The sequence below is a fragment of the Pseudomonas sp. 2822-15 genome (assembly GCF_002742515.1).
GTDB lineage: Bacteria > Pseudomonadota > Gammaproteobacteria > Pseudomonadales > Pseudomonadaceae > Aquipseudomonas > Aquipseudomonas salomonii.
Genome location: NZ_LJRY01000170.1, coordinates 303,042 through 318,438, shown reverse-complemented (window position 1 = coordinate 318,438; position 15,397 = coordinate 303,042). Strand labels below are relative to the sequence as shown.

The 15,397-nt window shown below is 60.0% G+C and carries 15 protein-coding genes; 3 read left to right on the top strand and 12 right to left on the bottom strand.

Annotated elements, in window-relative coordinates; translation table 11 throughout:
• Nucleotides 1-73: 73 nt before the first annotated feature.
• Both AOA59_RS07505 and AOA59_RS07500 read left to right on the top strand, forming a co-directional pair.
• The gene (locus tag AOA59_RS07505) at nucleotides 74-820 is read left to right on the top strand and encodes a 1-acyl-sn-glycerol-3-phosphate acyltransferase (RefSeq protein WP_065929916.1); all 747 of its coding nucleotides are present in this window, start codon (nucleotides 74-76) and stop codon (nucleotides 818-820) included.
• Nucleotides 821-862: 42 nt separating this feature from the next.
• A complete protein-coding gene (locus AOA59_RS07500; protein ID WP_099486658.1) occupies nucleotides 863-1,834 on the top strand; it encodes a magnesium and cobalt transport protein CorA in 972 nt (323 codons plus the stop codon).
• Here AOA59_RS07500 and AOA59_RS07495 read toward each other — a convergent pair.
• The 3 genes from AOA59_RS07495 to AOA59_RS07485 all read right to left on the bottom strand — a co-directional run bounded on the left by AOA59_RS07495 (nucleotide 1,831) and on the right by AOA59_RS07485 (nucleotide 6,115).
• Nucleotides 1,831-2,556: an amidotransferase gene (locus AOA59_RS07495; protein WP_065929918.1), complete on the bottom strand. Its 726-nt coding sequence runs from the start codon at nucleotides 2,554-2,556 to the stop codon at nucleotides 1,831-1,833. The genes AOA59_RS07500 and AOA59_RS07495 overlap by 4 nt on opposite strands.
• Nucleotides 2,557-2,745: 189 nt before the next feature.
• Entirely contained in the window at nucleotides 2,746-4,893 is a 2,148-nt protein-coding gene (locus AOA59_RS07490; protein ID WP_099486656.1) for a 3-hydroxyacyl-CoA dehydrogenase NAD-binding domain-containing protein, read from the bottom strand.
• A 16-nt stretch (nucleotides 4,894-4,909) separates the two neighbouring features.
• Nucleotides 4,910-6,115: an acetyl-CoA C-acetyltransferase gene (locus AOA59_RS07485; RefSeq protein ID WP_099486655.1), complete on the bottom strand. Its 1,206-nt coding sequence runs from the start codon at nucleotides 6,113-6,115 to the stop codon at nucleotides 4,910-4,912.
• Between the two features lie 648 nt (nucleotides 6,116-6,763).
• Between AOA59_RS07485 and AOA59_RS07480 the strand changes: the two genes are divergently transcribed.
• Complete coding sequence (locus AOA59_RS07480; protein ID WP_069787982.1) at nucleotides 6,764-7,570, top strand: cytochrome c; 807 nt, start codon at nucleotides 6,764-6,766, stop codon at nucleotides 7,568-7,570.
• Between the two features lie 121 nt (nucleotides 7,571-7,691).
• Here AOA59_RS07480 and AOA59_RS07475 read toward each other — a convergent pair whose 3' ends face one another.
• The 9 genes from AOA59_RS07475 to AOA59_RS07435 form a co-directional block, all read right to left on the bottom strand.
• Nucleotides 7,692-8,495 carry a transglutaminase family protein gene (locus tag AOA59_RS07475; RefSeq protein ID WP_099486653.1) on the bottom strand — a complete coding sequence of 268 codons (804 nt, stop codon included), beginning with the start codon at nucleotides 8,493-8,495 and terminating at the stop codon, nucleotides 7,692-7,694.
• A complete protein-coding gene (locus tag AOA59_RS07470; RefSeq protein WP_056861611.1) occupies nucleotides 8,492-9,442 on the bottom strand; it encodes an alpha-E domain-containing protein in 951 nt (316 codons plus the stop codon). Before AOA59_RS07470 ends, AOA59_RS07475 begins: the two co-directional genes overlap by 4 nt.
• A 3-nt stretch (nucleotides 9,443-9,445) precedes the next feature.
• Nucleotides 9,446-10,855, bottom strand: coding sequence for a circularly permuted type 2 ATP-grasp protein (locus AOA59_RS07465; RefSeq protein ID WP_065929923.1), 1,410 nt, complete (start codon nucleotides 10,853-10,855; stop codon nucleotides 9,446-9,448).
• 414 nt (nucleotides 10,856-11,269) lie between these two features.
• The gene (locus AOA59_RS07460; RefSeq protein WP_003193463.1) at nucleotides 11,270-11,611 is read right to left on the bottom strand and encodes a ribonuclease E inhibitor RraB; all 342 of its coding nucleotides are present in this window, start codon (nucleotides 11,609-11,611) and stop codon (nucleotides 11,270-11,272) included.
• A 213-nt stretch (nucleotides 11,612-11,824) separates the two neighbouring features.
• Entirely contained in the window at nucleotides 11,825-12,061 is a 237-nt protein-coding gene (locus AOA59_RS07455) for a hypothetical protein (protein WP_026013791.1), read from the bottom strand.
• A 103-nt stretch (nucleotides 12,062-12,164) separates the two neighbouring features.
• Nucleotides 12,165-12,770 (bottom strand): START domain-containing protein, encoded by a 606-nt coding sequence (locus AOA59_RS07450; RefSeq protein ID WP_065929924.1) that lies wholly within the window; start codon nucleotides 12,768-12,770, stop codon nucleotides 12,165-12,167.
• 41 nt (nucleotides 12,771-12,811) lie between these two features.
• Nucleotides 12,812-13,066: a YkgJ family cysteine cluster protein gene (locus tag AOA59_RS07445; RefSeq protein ID WP_017138333.1), complete on the bottom strand. Its 255-nt coding sequence runs from the start codon at nucleotides 13,064-13,066 to the stop codon at nucleotides 12,812-12,814.
• Between the two features lie 161 nt (nucleotides 13,067-13,227).
• Nucleotides 13,228-13,719, bottom strand: coding sequence for a translation initiation factor 2 (locus AOA59_RS07440; protein ID WP_065929925.1), 492 nt, complete (start codon nucleotides 13,717-13,719; stop codon nucleotides 13,228-13,230).
• A 115-nt stretch (nucleotides 13,720-13,834) separates the two neighbouring features.
• Nucleotides 13,835-15,274 carry a PLP-dependent aminotransferase family protein gene (locus tag AOA59_RS07435; RefSeq protein WP_017138335.1) on the bottom strand — a complete coding sequence of 480 codons (1,440 nt, stop codon included), beginning with the start codon at nucleotides 15,272-15,274 and terminating at the stop codon, nucleotides 13,835-13,837.
• Nucleotides 15,275-15,397 lie beyond the last annotated feature (123 nt).

The window sequence follows — 15,397 nt, the reverse complement described above, 5'->3', positions numbered from 1 at the left end:
TCTGTAGGGGCAATTGCCGAATACAGTGCACATCCGTACACTGCGCCACCTTTTGTCCCGATGGGCTGTGTCGATGCTTTTTCTGTTACGTATGTTGTTGATGGGCCTGCACTTTATGGTCGCCGGGGTATTGGGCGTGCTTTTGGGTGTGTGCCGGCCGTTCAACCCGGACAACAGCCGCCTGTGTGCTCGCCTCTATGCGCTGCCTGCCATGCGTATTCTGGGCCTGCACCTGAAGGCCGATGTCGACTCGCTGCGTAACAAGCCCGGCACCTGTGTGGTCATCGCCAACCATCAGTCCAACTATGACCTGTTTATATTCGGCAATGTGGTGCCCCATCGCACCGTGTGCATCGCCAAAAAAAGCCTGAAATGGGTGCCGCTGTTCGGCCAGTTGTTCTGGCTGGCGGGCAACGTGTTGATTGACCGCGGCAATGCGCACAAGGCGCGCCGGGCGATGCTTACCACCACACAGACCTTGCAGCATGAGGACACCTCGATTTGGGTGTTCGCCGAAGGCACGCGCAACCTGGGTAACGGTTTGCTGCCGTTCAAGAAAGGCGCGTTCCATATGGCAATTGCGGCCGGCGTACCGATTGTGCAGGTGTGCGCCAGCACTTACGTCAAGCATATGCAGCTCAATCGCTGGAACAGCGGTGGCGTGCTCATACGCTCATTGCCGCCGATTCCTACCTGTGGGCTGACTTCGGATGACATCCCGGCGCTGATGCAGACCTGTCAGGCGCAGATGGAAGACTGCATCGCGGCAATGGACCGCGAACTGCAAAATGCCGCAACAATAGAACTCCCCTCCAGCTAAGCTGCCCAACACCTGTCCTCCTAACAAGAAGCGATCAGCACCATGGGTAGAGTTGTTGCGGCAGCCGTTTACAGCGCCGGTAAGAAAGTCACGGATATCACCCTCGACGAAGGCGCCGCCTGGGCCGCCAAACCCGACCATTTTGTGTGGATCGGCCTGGAAGAGCCCAGCGCCCAGGAGCTGGCCAACCTGCAACGCCAGTTCAACCTGCATGAACTGGCCATCGAAGACGCCCTGGAAAAACACAGCCGCCCGAAGCTTGAAACCTTCGGCGATGCGCTGTTTATCGTCACCTACTCACCGGTGCGCGAAAACGGCAAGCTGGAATTTATCGAGACCCATATCTTCGCCGGCAACGGCTACATCATCACCGCCCGCAACGGCCACTCGGCGTCCTACGGTTTTGTGCGCCAGCGCTGTGAGGCGCGACCGTTATTGCTGGAGCATGGGGAAGATTTCGTACTCTACGCGCTGCTGGATTTCGTCACCGAAAACTACCAACCGGTGAGCGAAGCGATCCACGCCGAGATTGATGAGCTGGAGCGCAACGTGCTGTGCAGTTCCCTGAGCGAGCACGATATTCAGAACCTGCATGGCCTGCGACGCGATGTGCTGCGCCTCAAGCGGTATGTGGCGCCGATGGTGGAGATCAGCCAGGAGCTGCAGAAGCTCAGCTTCCCGTTTATCGACAAGAATATGCGCCCGTATTTTCGCGATGTGCAGATTCACGTGACGCGGCAGATGGAAGACCTCACTACCCTGCGCGACATCGCCAGCCAGACCATCGAGATTGGTGTGTTACTGGAGGCTTCACGGCAAAGCGTGGTGCAGCGCAAGTTCGCCGCCTGGGCGGCGATTCTGGCGTTCCCCACGGCGGTGGCGGGGATTTACGGGATGAACTTCCAGAACATGCCCGAGCTGCAATGGCACTACGGCTATTTTGCGGTGCTCGGGTTGATTGCGGTGGGCTGCACCAGTTTATGGGCCAGCTTTAAACGCTCGGGCTGGCTTTAAACCGCCGTATCTGGCTTGTGGGCGACAAAGCGCATCATCCATTCCGCCACGGTAGCGCCATGGTGGTCACGCGCCAGGCTGGCCACGCCGTGGGTGTAGACCTTTTCGCCCAGGGTTGTCTGAAGAATCTCCAGTAACTCGCGGGAATAGTCGTGGATAAATTCCGGATGACCCTGGAAGCACAGCACCTGGTCTTCGATGTGGTACGCGGCATACGGGCAGAAATCGCTGGAGGCGATCACGGTGGCGTTGGCCGGCAACGTGGTGACCTGGTCCTGATGGCTGATCAGCAAGGTCAGTTCTTCCACCACCGGGCTCATCCACGGCGCCTTGGCGTTGAGCTTGTAGTCGTGGATGCCCATGCCCCAGCCTTGGCTGGCGCGCTCGGTCTTGCCGCCCAGCAGCAGCGCGAGTAACTGGTGGCCGAAACACACGCCCAGCAGCTTGTCGCCACGCTTATAGCGCTCCAGCAGGTAGGTTTTGAGGGTCTGGATCCACGGGTCGGTGCCGAAGGAGTCGGCCTTGCTGCCGGTGATCAGGTAGGCGTCAAACACCTCGTCGGCAGGCGGGTATTCGCCCTGCACCACGTTGTAGATGACGAATTCGGCGGCAATCGGTTGCTTGGAGAACAGGCGCTTGAACATCTGCCCGTACCCTTGGTATTGATCGATCAAGCCTGGACGCAGGATATCGGTTTCCAGGATACAGACGCGTAGCGACATAAAAAATACCTGACACGGTGATGGGAATAATGCACAGCCCAGAGCCTGCCTTGAAACACCCCAGCAAAGCAAGTCCCGCCGAGTGAACACTTGTGGGAGCCGGGCTTGCCCGCGATGGCGTCATATCAGCCGATATTTGCAGTGGCTGGCATACCGCTATCGCGGGCAAGCCCGGCTCCCACATTTTGATCAGCGGAAGGTTTCGTCCCGTGCAGCCTTCTCAAGCAACAACGCCGGCGGCGAGAACCGCTCCCCGTATTGCTCGGCCAGGTAACGCGCCCGGGCAATAAAGTCGTTCAGGCCATACTGGTTGATAAACTGCAGCGCGCCGCCGCTCCACGCGGCAAAACCTATGCCGAAGATCGACCCCACGTTGGCATCCGCCGTGGACAGCAACACGCCCTCCTCCACGCACCGCACGGTTTCAATCGCCTGGATAAACAGTAAACGGTCGCGCACATCCTGCGCTGAGATCTGTTTGCCGGCTTGTTCAAAGCGGGTTTTCAGCTCGGGCCACAGATGCTTGTGCCCGCCCACGGGGTAGTCGTAAAAACCGCCGCCAGCCGCCTTGCCCGTGCGTTTGTATTCATTCACCAACAGATCGATCACAGCCGTCGCCGGGTGAGCCGGCAGCGCTTTGCCTTCGGCTTGCAGATCCCTCGCCGTTTGCTGTCGGATATGACTCATCAAGCTGAGGGACACTTCATCCGACACCGCCAGCGGCCCCACCGGCATACCAGCCTTGCGCGCCTCGGTTTCGATCATCGGCGCGGCCACGCCTTCGCCGAGCATGGCGATGCCTTCGTTGGTGAAGGTGCCGAACACCCGCGAGGTAAAGAAGCCGCGGCTGTCGTTGACCACGATCGGAGTTTTCTTGATTTGCAGGACGAAATCAAAACCCCGGGTCAGGGCTTCGTCACTGGTGTGAGCGCCCTTGATGATTTCCACCAGCGGCATCTTGTCGACGGGGCTGAAGAAATGCAGGCCGATGAATTTGCCTTGATCGGGCACCGCCGTCGCCAGGCCGCTGATGGGCAAGGTGGAGGTATTAGAGGCGATCACGGCCTCGCTGCCGACCACGCTTTGCGCCGCCGCCGTGACCTTGGCTTTGAGATCCCGGTCTTCATATACGGCTTCGATAACCAGGTCGCAACCGGCCAGGTCGGCATCGGAGGCCGTAGGATGAATCCGCGCCAGGGTGCTTTCCCGCTGTTCGGCGGTCAATTGCCCACGGCTGACTTTCTTGTCCAGCAGCGCCGCCGAATGCGCCTTGCCCTTCTCGGCCGCCGCCAGGTTGATGTCCTTAAGCACCACCTCGACGCCCGCACAGGCACTCACATACGCAATGCCTGCGCCCATCATCCCGGCGCCCAGCACGCCTACCTTACGCGTGACATAAGGTGCAAAACCTTTGGGCCGTGAGCTACCGGCATTGATTTCATTGAGCTGAAACCAGAAGGTACCGATCATGTTTTTCGCCACTTGCCCGGTGACCAGCTCGGTGAAGTAGCGGGTTTCGATCAGGTGCGCGGTGTCGAAATCCACTTGGGCACCTTCCACAGCCGCACAGAGAATTTTCTCCGGCGCGGGGAAGCAGCCATTGGTTTTACTGCGCAAAATCGACGGGGCGATGGCCAGCATTTGCGCAACTTTTGGATTTGACGGCGTGCCGCCGGGGATCTGGTAGCCCTTGTTGTCCCACGGTTGTTTGGCCTCGGGGTTGGCAAGAATCCAGGCACGGGATTTGGCCAGCAGTTCATCGCGGTTTGCCGCCAGCTCATTGATCAAACCCGCCTGCAAAGCCTGCTGCGGCCGCACTTTTTTACCTTCCAGCAAATACGGCAAGGCTTTTTCCAGCCCGAGCATGCGGACCATGCGCACTACCCCGCCGCCGCCCGGTAACAGGCCCAGGGTGACTTCCGGCAGGCCAAGCTGGGTGGATTGGTCATCCAGCGCCACGCGGTAATGACACGCCAGGCAAATCTCCCAACCGCCGCCCAGCGCTGCGCCATTGATCGCGGCCACCACCGGTTTACCGAGAGTTTCCAGGCGGCGCAGTTGCGCTTTCAATACCAGCACGCTGTCGTAGAAATCCTTGGCGTGGGCTTTGTCGACTTTGATCAGTTCATTGAGGTCGCCACCGGCGAAGAAGGTCTTCTTTGCTGAGGTGATAACGACGCCGGCGATGTCGGCCTTTTCCACCTCAAGGCGTGTGACGATGGCCGCCATGGCCTCGCGGTACACGCCGTTCATGGTGTTGGCGCTCTGGCCGGGCATGTCGAGAGTCAGCACCACAATCTGGTCGTGGTCTTTTTCGTAACGAATGGCTTCGGTCATGACAAATTCCTTGGGCTCAGAGGCGTTCGAGGATGGTGGCGATGCCCATGCCACCGCCGACACACAGGGTGGCCAGGCCGTAGCGCTGCTGGCGTGCTTCCAGCTCGTCGAGCAGGGTGCCTAGGATCGCGCAGCCGGTGGCGCCCAACGGGTGGCCCATGGCAATGGAGCCGCCATTGACGTTGACTCGGGCGGGGTCGACCCCCATGTCTTTGATGAACTTGAGGACCACGGAAGCAAACGCTTCGTTGACCTCGAAAAGGTCGATGTCTTCAACGCGCAAACCGGCTTTGGCCAACGCCTTGCGCGTCGCCGGTGCGGGGCCGGTGAGCATGATGGTCGGGTCGGTGCTGGTGACTGCCGTGGCGACGATGCGCGCCCGCGGTTGCAGGCCCAGCTCGCGGCCCTTGGCCTCGGAGCCGATCAGCATCAACGCGGCGCCGTCGACGATGCCGGAACTGTTGCCCGGCGTGTGTACATGGTGGATACGCTCCACATGGCTGTAGACCCGCAACGCAGTGGCATCGAAACCCATCTGGCCCATCATTTCGAAACTCGGTTTGAGCTTGCCGAGGCCTTCGAGGGTGGAGTCGCTACGGATAAATTCGTCGTGGTCCAGCAGCACAATACCGTTCTGGTCCTGCACCGCGATCAGCGACTTGTTGAAGGAACCGTCCGCACGAGCCCTGGCCGCTTTCTGCTGGGACTGTAGGGCGAAGGTGTCGACGTCCTGGCGGGTGAAGCCTTCCAGTGTGGCGATCAGGTCCGCGCCGATGCCCTGAGGCGTGAAGTGGCTGTGCAGATTGGTCTGCGGGTCGAGCACCCAGGCGCCGCCGTCGCGGCCCATGGGCACGCGGGACATGGATTCGACACCGCCGACCACCACCAGGTCTTCGAAGCCCGAGCGCACTTTCATTGCGCCAAGGTTCACCGCTTCCAGGCCCGAGGCGCAGAAGCGATTGATCTGCACACCCGCGACGCTGACGTCCCAGTCGGCCACCAGCGCGGCGGTCTTGGCGATGTCGGCGCCCTGGTCGCCCACCGGGGTGACGCAGCCGAGGACGATGTCATCCACCTGGCGCGTGTCGAGGTCGCTGCGTTGCGCCAGCGCCGTCAGCAGGCCCGCCACCAGGTTTACCGGTTTGACGCTGTGCAGGGCACCATCGGCCTTGCCTTTGCCACGGGGCGTACGTATCGCATCAAAGATCAAAGCTTGGGTCATGACATCCTCGAGCAGCCAGTGCGTGTGTGCCTACCTTCAGGCCCGATTGACACGGTTTCAATGACGGATGCGCTCATTGCTTTTGACCCCCTCGCTCGGACGAACGGTAGGCAGCTATGGGAAACCGCTGATTAATCGTTTTAGCTGTCTAGCCCTAGGGCTGGCGCCAAGATGGCAATAAGCCTCATGCCGTTTTTAGCGAAAATACTGATTAGCTGATACGAAATGGATCTAAGCCGCGAAGAACGAGGGCTCTAAGGTTGAATCAGTAGGAAGCTGCTGCCGGGTTTTGCTGGGGCAGTTGTAAGAAAAGTGCAACGTCACATCGCGATACTGAAATACATCGGCACGCATTTGACGCTCAGGAATAACAACAAAAGGCAGTCAGCCATGTTTAAACATTCGAAAGTACGTCAGGCGGGACTTATTCTGTTCGCCACCACACTGATTCTGATCTTGCCCAATTTAACCAAGGTTATCGGGTGACGATTAAGCCTCCGGATTCCGTGCACACACAGCATCAGGACTGCAGTTTTTGGCAGCACCTGCCGGGACATTGCGCATAGCGGTCCTGTTGCAGGGGCTGTCTTTTTGCGTGCAGATTTCCGCTATCGTAGGCGTCATCGCCACTTCGAACCGGGCTGTCCCTTGAAACCAATCCTTGCCATCCTCGCTTTGCTGTTGGCCCTGCCGGCAACGGCCGCGCAATTGACCATCGAACTCGACCACACCCGCAAGACCTGGCAGACCGCCGACCTGCTCAAGCACCCGGATGCGCAGACGGTGCAGATCGTCGATGACGTTTCCTACAAGCGCACTATGACCTATCGCGCCGTGCCGCTGGCCTCTCTCCTGCAGGGACTCAAGCCTGCGAACCCTCTGCAAGCCGTGGCCCTGGATGGATTTGCCGCCGAACTCACCGCTGCGCCGTTGCTGGAGAAACACGGCGCCCGCGCCTGGCTGGCAGTCGAAGACCCGGCCCAGCCATGGCCTGCGCTGGCAGACGGCAAACCGAGTGCCGGGCCCTTCTACTTGGTATGGACCGACCCACAAGCCGGGCACATCAGCCCTGAACAGTGGCCGTTCCAGGTGTCCGCGATCAAGCAATTGAAGACGGTGGCTGAGCGTTTTCCGGCGCTGTTGCCCGACCCGAAGCTGGCGGCGAATGACCCGGTCAACCAGGGCTTTGCGCTGTTCCAGAAGAATTGCCTGGCGTGTCACCGTCTCAATGGCGCCGGTGATGCGCAGGTGGGGCCGGACCTGAATATTCCCTACAACCCCACCGAGTATTTCAGCGGGGATTTCCTCAAGCGCTACATTCGCGACCCGCAGAGCTTGCGGCATTGGCCACAGGCGAAGATGCCGGCGTTCGCCGCCAGCGTACTGCCGGACGGCGAGCTGGATTTGCTGGTGGGGTACTTGAAGCATATGGCGGGGCGTAAACAGCAACCTTAAATCCATCACAAATCCAATGTGGGAGCTGGCTTGCCTGCGATAGTAGCCTGCCAGTCGGCACAGGTGTAGCTGACCCACCGCTATCGCAGGCAAGCCAGCTCCCACACTGAAAGTGCTGTGCCTATTGCTGCTGCACCGAAACCACCGGCGTCGGCGCAACGAACACCTTGGCATGCATCTGCTCATGCCCGCCGCCTCTGCGCATGCCGCGCACCGGGCAGGCATCCAGGTAATCCAACCCCACCGCCAGTTTCAAATGCCGCTCCGGTCGGGCCAGTTGGTTGGTCACGTCAAAACTGTACCAGGCGTCATCCAGCCAGGCTTCGGCCCAGGCGTGGCTGGCCAGGTGCGTGCTGTCTTCGGTGTACAAATACCCCGACACATACCTTGCAGGAATCCCCAGGCTGCGTGCGCAGGCCAGGAACGCATGGGTGTGGTCCTGGCACACGCCCGCCCGACCGGCAAAGGCCTGGGCGGCGCAGGTGTCGACTTCGGTGGCGCCGGGCGTGTAGACCATGGTTTGGTTGAGCGCGTGCATCAGGTCGATCAACGCGCTGCGGTCGCGACGTTGCCGGCAGTGCTGTTGCGCAAAGCCCAGCAAGGCTTCATCGGGTTCTGTCAGGCGTGTACTGCGCAGAAACGGGAATGCTGACTGGCTCTCGTGTTCGGCCTCGCGCAATTCGTCGATATCCACTTGGCCACGGGCGCCAATGATGATCGCATCGTGGGGCTCATCCAGGGTCAGCACGTGCAGGATATTGCCGAACGGGTCGACTTGCGCGCGCACCGGGCGCGGCAGGTCCAGCTGCCAACTGATCACATGCTGGCGCTCGCTGTCGTGGGGCGTGAGGCGCAGGTACTGAATGCTGGCGCGCACCTGGTTCTCGTAGTGGTAGGTGGTTTCGTGGCTGATGGAGAGTCTCATGCGGCCTCCAGGTAGGAACTGTAAATGGCGTCGCCCAACTGGCGCACCAAGGGGATGAAGTCGGTCAGCCAGGCGTGCAGGCCTTCCTCGAGGATTTCGTCAATCGCAGTAAAACGCAGGCGCGCGTCCATCTCGGCGGCCAGGCGCTGGGCCGGGCGGCCGTTGATGCCCGGCAGGCTGGCGAGGATCTGGTCGATCTCTTCGCTGCACGCCCTTAACGAGCGCGGGACGTCGGCGCGTAGCAAGAGTAATTCAGCCACTTGCCGGGCGCCGGGCGCGTCGCGATAGATCTCGGTGTAGGCCTCGAACGACGACAAGGCGCGCAGCAAGGCGCTCCACTGATAGTAGGCGTGGGCCGTGCCGTCGGTGACGGCGGCGGCTTGGTCGCCGGCCATTTCGTAGCGCGCATCGAGCAGGCGCAAGGTGTTGTCGGCACGCTCAATAAAGGTGCCCAGGCGAATAAAGCGGAACGCGTCGTTACGCATGATGGTGCCGTAGGTGGCGCCGCGGAACAGGTGCGAGCGCTCCTTGACCCATTCACAAAACCGGCTCATGCCGTAACGGCTCAGCCCTTGCCGGGCGATATCGCGAATATCCAGCCAGGTGGCGTTGATGTTTTCCCACATGTCAGCGGTAATTCGCCCACGTACCGCATGGGCGCTGGCCCGCGCGGCGCCGAGGCAGCTGTAGATGCTCGCCGGGTTGGCCGCGTCCAGCGCGAAAAAGTGCAGCAGGCGCTCGGCATGCAACTCGCCGTGACGCGCGTGGTAATCGTCCAGAGTGCCGGTGATCAGCAGCGGCATGGCCAGTTCGTGCAGGCCATCACCGCGCCCGTCCTGAGGCATCAGCGACAGCGAATAGCTGACATCGAGCATGCGCGCGAGGTTTTCCGCGCGCTCCAGATAGCGCGACATCCAGTACAAATCCGAGGCAGTTCTACTCAACATGGTTCAATCCTCGACCACCCAGGTGTCTTTGGTGCCGCCGCCCTGGGACGAGTTGACCACCAGCGAGCCTTCGCGCAGCGCCACGCGGGTCAGGCCGCCGGGGACCACGCGGGTTTCCTTGCCGGACAACACGAATGGGCGCAGGTCGATATGCCGTGGCGCGATGCCGTTTTCAACAAAGGTCGGGCAGGTGGACAAACACAGGGTCGGCTGGGCGATATAGGCGTGGGGCTTGGCCTTGATGCGCGCGCGGAAGGCTTCGATTTCCGCCGCCGTGGCGGCCGGTCCCACCAGCATGCCGTAGCCGCCGGAGCCTTGGGTTTCCTTGACCACCAAGTCCGGCAGGTTAGCCAGCACATGGGACAATTCATCGGGCTTGCGGCATTGAAAGGTCGGCACGTTCTGCAGAATGGGCTCTTCATCCAGGTAAAAACGGATCATCTCGGTGACAAACGGGTACACCGATTTGTCATCCGCGACCCCGGTGCCGATCGCATTGGCCAGCACCACATTGCCCGAGCGGTACGCGGCCAGCAGGCCGGGCACGCCGAGCATCGAGTCGGGGTTGAAGGCCAGCGGGTCGAGGAACGCGTCGTCGAGGCGACGGTAGATCACGTCCACCGCCTTGGGGCCGTCGGTGGTGCGCATGAACACACGGTCATCACGCACGAACAGGTCGGCGCCCTCCACCAGTTCCACGCCCATCTCACGCGCCAAAAAGGCATGCTCGAAAAACGCACTGTTAAAACGCCCCGGCGTCAGCACCACCACGCTGGGGTTATCCAGCGGGCTTGAGCTTTTGAGGGTGTCGAGCAGCAGGTTGGGGTAATGGTCGATGGGCGCAATGCGCTGGGCCGCAAACAGTTCGGGGAACAGGCGCATCATCATCTTGCGGTCTTCGAGCATGTAGCTCACACCGCTCGGCGTGCGCAAATTGTCTTCCAGCACGTAGTACGTGCCGTCGCCATCGCGTACGAGGTCGACACCGGAGATGTGCGAATACAGATCACGGTGCAGGTTCAAGCCCTGCATGGCCAGTTGGTATTGGTCATTGGCCAGCACTTGTTCGGCGGGGATGATGCCGGCCTTGATGATGCGCTGCTCGTGGTACAGGTCGGCGAGGAACAGGTTCAGCGCCTTGACCCGTTGAATGCAGCCACGCTCGACCATTCGCCATTCGCTGGCGGGAATGCTGCGCGGGATGGTGTCAAACGGGATCAGGCGCTCGGTGCCTTGCTCGTCCCCGTAAAGGGTGAAGGTGATGCCGGCGCGGTGGAACAGCAAATCGGCTTCACGCCGACGTTGCGCCAGCAATTCGGCCGGCGTGTCGGCCAACCAGCGGGCGAACTCGCGGTAATGGGGCCGGACCTGGCCTGCCCCGTCGTACATTTCATCGTAATAAGTGCGGGTCATGCCGTACTCCTTGTCACTCGGACGCAAGCAGTGTTGCAAGGCTCGCGCCATCGGCATAAACACTTAAAAATCAGTGAGTTGAATAAACAACGGATTCCGCCCGCACCTTCCTGGTGCGCAGAATGCCCGCCGTCACGCCCCGCGCTTCATCACAATGCGGGTTTTGACTATCAACAGCATAGTCAGAGTTGATTTCACTGCCCGCCCCGCCTTGCGGATAATCACCTCCATCGGCTGAACAGGACGCGTCCTACAGCTTCAGCGAACCGCTCTTCCCTTTGGGCCACCCTGTTTGGGTGGCTTTTTTTTGGTGCAAGAAAACTGGGGGACAGGGTTGGGAGATTTCATACAGCACACACAAAATCGGCCGACCCGAAGGTCAGCCGATACGCTGCTTTACTCATCACAATTGCACTACATGGGTAACCCACGCACCTCCTGCTTGACGCCCCATCCTTCGATGATGCCGCCCAGCGGTTCCACCACCGCTTCAAAGTCTTGCTCGAAGTCTCCTATGCCGTCGTAGGTTGCGAACATGATTTTGCTCAATTCCAGGTACCAGGCGCCGTCATCGCGCGCGCTGACCTGAGCATTCAGGGATTCCCCGCGAAAGCGACCCGCAGCCCTGCGCGCACGTTCCTCATCCGGGAAAATGGCGTAGAACTCGATGGGGTGAAAACGCGAGAAGTCGAACCCGCCTTCTTTCATCCGGCGCAGTACGTTGGTGCTGATGTCTTCTTGATAGGCTGTGCTCATGAAACGTCCTCCTCAAACCGATGGATAGACTTTCCGTGCTTCCCGAAGCCCGCGCCCTACTGGCGCGGGTACTACGGCAATAACAACACCGAGGGAAAACAAGCATGTAGCTGACAAGACCAGACCTTAGCGATTCATTCGCTGATCTCAATTGCAGAGTAGCGCGAAGCTATCACCTCCACCAGAGGGGTTTCGTGGTCCTACAGGAAATGTTCAGGCGGCGGGTGAGATGTCGAGGATCTGGATGCTGTTCTGATCTTTGAGGATCTTGACCGTAGGCTCGGGCTTGCGGCCCTCCAGGTCATTAAGGTCAAGTTCGGCGGCCACGGGCACCAGCTTGTTGCGGATCATGTGCGCCGCGTCTTCGAGGCTGGGCTTTTGCGCGCAGGCGAACTGCTCCACGGTCTTTACACCGTGATCATCTACGAAGGTAATCTGCCACGTTTGCATCGGTGCCTCCTCGATAAAGCCCATGTGTGGGCTCACATCTATCTGGACCTTGAGCGGTCGGCAAACGTTCCACTCAAGGCCTGAGGCACCGGATCAACTGCGCTTATTTTTCAGCGTGTTCTTTCAAGGCTTTCAAGGTGTTAAACGGTGCGTCGACCACGAACTTGTTGGCCAGCCACGAGGGCACGCTGCCGCCTGGCTCGGTGTGCACCTGGTAGGTGACTTCGGTCTGGTTATCGCCTTTTGGCACCAGTTTCCAGTAACCGTCTACCTGGGCTACACGCACGTAACCTTTAACTTCGGGCTGGTAGGTCGGCACTTCCAGCAGCTTGCGCGTCACGGTGCCGTCGGCGGCCTTGGAGGTGGTGATCTCAAGGATCGAGTCGCGGTCGGTCACCGGGAACGGCGCCTTGAACTGGGTGTAGGTCCAGCTTTTGTCGCCTTCGGTCTTGAGCAGTTTTTGCGACTTGCATTCGTGAATCCAGGCGCAGGCGCCGGCCACGTCTTCCTGCAGGGCCTGGATCTTGGCGATGGGGGCCTTGATCACGGTGACACCGCGATAAGCCTTGTACTTGGAGCCGGCGATTTCGCTCAAGGACACTTTGATACCGTCTTCGTCCTTGGCGACTTGCCAATCTTCAGCCTGGGCAGTGGCAGCAAACAACACCGTAAAACCGCACAACACAGCCAATCGTTTCAGCGAACCCATTGTTGTATTCCTTATTTTTGAAGTTCCGATAATAAAGCCCATCAAGCCGCCGTCATCTGCTCCCACCAGCCGATCAAACGGATCGCATCGGCCTGATCGTTGCCGCACACCTCAAGGTCTGCCTTGAAATCACTGCAAACCGCCGGCCGCTCCGGTTGCCCGAACAGCTGGCATAGCTGTTCGACCGACAGGTGCAGGCAACGTTCTCCCGCCGGTTTGCCATTGGGCATTCCCGGTAACGGCGAACTGATGGAGGGGGCAATGCAGCATGCGCCACAGCCTTCACGGCATTTCATGACCAGCAGGTCCTCGACGACTCAATGTGGATGGCCGGGCTAGAGTACGCCCTTAAACAGCCGTTTTAAAATGGTCTAACAGGGGTTTTTCGCACAAAACAAAAGTGACCGACCAGTCTGCGACAGATGGTCGAAGGCGTACGTCACCCAAGCGTGCAATTTTATTGCTTGAACTCGAAATCCAGCGCCGCGCCTTCGATGTCGCGGCGCTCTTCGTTACGCAGTTGCAACTGCATCTGGTTGCTGAGCAGGCGGCCATTGATCTGGAACGCGCTGTTGTCGGTGGGCTTTTCCGCAAACATCGGCGGCAACAGCGGCACGCTCTTGGGTTTAGGCATGGTGCCGATGGGTTGCAAGTGCCTGACCATTTCGGTTGGCAGGGACAGGTCCAACTGTGCCGGTGGCAGTTTGGTCTGGGCCACTTCGTGGGCAGATTTGGATTTGCTCGCCATCGGTGCACGTTTTTTCACGACGGCGGTTTTTTTCTTGGCCGCCGGGGCTTTTTTAGCCGACGCCGGTTTCTTCGCGGGAGCCTTCTGCTCGGTGCTGGCGGTGGGCTTGCTTTGAGTCACGGGGGCTGCCGCCAGGACAGTGCCGACGTTACACAGGCTTAACAGGCCAATCACCACAACAGCGCGAAAAATAGAGGTCATATTGCCTACAGCATTAACGGCAGAAGGCCATATGCTCGCTTGTTGAGCGCGGCATGACAACCCTTGTGATCAGCCGGTCAATGTGAGTGTCCCCTTTTCGCGCCTCAGCCCAGGTTCAAAATCCGGCCGCAGTTTCCTGGCACAATTGGCTGGCCAACATCCCCAACGTCATCAGCGCTCGCTCTGCCTCGCGGTTCCACGGCGTGCCGCAGTTAAGCCGAATACAGTGGTTGAACTGTTCCGTATTACTGAAGATGACGCCCGGTGCGATGCTGATGCCCTGCTGCAGGGCGCGCACGTGCAGTTCCTGGGTATTGACCCTTCCCGGCAAACTGACCCACAGGATAAAGCCGCCGGTCGGGCGGGTCATCTGCGTGCCTTCGGGGAAATACTGCTGCACCGCCAGCTGGAATGCGCTGAGGTTCTTGCGGTATTCCTGGCGGATGTAGCGCAGATGTCGGTCATAGCCACCGTTTTCCAGGTACGCCGCCACCCCCATCTGGGTGACGCTGCACGCCGAGTGGGTGCTGAACATCTGCAGCCGCTGGATTTCCTGCTGGTACTTGCCGGCAATCATCCAGCCGATGCGCACGCCAGGCGACAGGGTCTTGGAGAAACTCGAACAGTAGATCACCCGGTCCAGGCGGTCATAGGCTTTAAGGGCCTTGGTACGACCCAGCTCGAACATCAGCTCGCCGTAGATATCGTCCTCAACAATTTGAATATCGAAATCCGAGGCCAGGCGCAGCAACTGTTTCTGCCGTTCCTCAGGCATGGTCGCGCCCAGCGGGTTGCTCAGGCGCGTGGTCAGCACCAGGGCCTTGATCGACCATTGGTTGGCCGCCAGTTGCAGCGCCTCAAGGCTCATGCCCGTCGCCGGGTCGCTGGGGATCTCGATGACCTTGAGGCCCAGCAGGTCGGCCAGTTGCAGCAAACCGTAATAGGTCGGTGATTCAGCCGCGATCAAGTCGCCTGGGCGCGTCAGCACGCGCAACGACATCTGCAACGCATCAACGCACCCGTGCGTGATCACCACTTCGGAAGGGTCCACCACCACGCCGGCATCACGCATGCGAATCGCCACCTGGCGGCGCAGCGGCTCGAAACCGGGGCTGAACATGTAGCTGAAGGCCCGCGGGCTCTGGAAACGCGTGACCTTGGCCAGTTGCTGGTGCAACGCCCGCACCGGCAAGTAGTCGACACTCGGCACGGCCGCGCCCAGCGGGAACACCCCTTCGCGGCGCGACTCGACCAATACTTGCTGGATAATGCTGCTGCGCGTGACCAACCCCGGACGCTCAACCCGGGCGATATCCGGCGTCGGCGCCGTGAGTGCAGGCGTCTGGTGCACGTAATAACCCGACTGCGGCCGTGCACGAATCAGCCCCTGGTCTTCCAGGTTGGCGTAGGCCTGCAACACCGTGGCGTGGCTGACGTTGAGCTGTGAGCTCATCTTGCGCACCGAAGGCACACGTTCGCCGGGTTGATAAACACCGCGCCGGATGTCCTCAGCCAGTTGCTGGGCGATACGTTGGTAAAGCAACAGATTGGTCATGACGCAGCACTCGATTTCACGGGTATTTTATTTTTGTGTGAAACATACCGGCACAGTTTAGAAGTGTACGGGGACAGTTGCCACAATAGTCGAGCGCGGGCGGCAGTGATAGAGAAAACTGTA

Coding starts and splice junctions, on each gene's coding strand:
- AOA59_RS07435 (WP_017138335.1), bottom strand. CDS start 15,274: ATGACCAATCTGTTGCTTTACCAACGTATCGCCCAGCAACTGGCTGAG.
- AOA59_RS07450 (WP_065929924.1), bottom strand. CDS start 12,770: ATGGGTTCGCTGAAACGATTGGCTGTGTTGTGCGGTTTTACGGTGTTG.
- AOA59_RS07440 (WP_065929925.1), bottom strand. CDS start 13,719: ATGACCTCTATTTTTCGCGCTGTTGTGGTGATTGGCCTGTTAAGCCTG.
- AOA59_RS07500 (WP_099486658.1), top strand. CDS start 863: ATGGGTAGAGTTGTTGCGGCAGCCGTTTACAGCGCCGGTAAGAAAGTC.
- AOA59_RS07495 (WP_065929918.1), bottom strand. CDS start 2,556: ATGTCGCTACGCGTCTGTATCCTGGAAACCGATATCCTGCGTCCAGGC.
- AOA59_RS07445 (WP_017138333.1), bottom strand. CDS start 13,066: ATGAAATGCCGTGAAGGCTGTGGCGCATGCTGCATTGCCCCCTCCATC.
- AOA59_RS07460 (WP_003193463.1), bottom strand. CDS start 11,611: ATGAGCACAGCCTATCAAGAAGACATCAGCACCAACGTACTGCGCCGG.
- AOA59_RS07470 (WP_056861611.1), bottom strand. CDS start 9,442: ATGTTGAGTAGAACTGCCTCGGATTTGTACTGGATGTCGCGCTATCTG.
- AOA59_RS07475 (WP_099486653.1), bottom strand. CDS start 8,495: ATGAGACTCTCCATCAGCCACGAAACCACCTACCACTACGAGAACCAG.
- AOA59_RS07505 (WP_065929916.1), top strand. CDS start 74: ATGCTTTTTCTGTTACGTATGTTGTTGATGGGCCTGCACTTTATGGTC.
- AOA59_RS07465 (WP_065929923.1), bottom strand. CDS start 10,855: ATGACCCGCACTTATTACGATGAAATGTACGACGGGGCAGGCCAGGTC.
- AOA59_RS07485 (WP_099486655.1), bottom strand. CDS start 6,115: ATGACCCAAGCTTTGATCTTTGATGCGATACGTACGCCCCGTGGCAAA.
- AOA59_RS07490 (WP_099486656.1), bottom strand. CDS start 4,893: ATGACCGAAGCCATTCGTTACGAAAAAGACCACGACCAGATTGTGGTG.
- AOA59_RS07455 (WP_026013791.1), bottom strand. CDS start 12,061: ATGCAAACGTGGCAGATTACCTTCGTAGATGATCACGGTGTAAAGACC.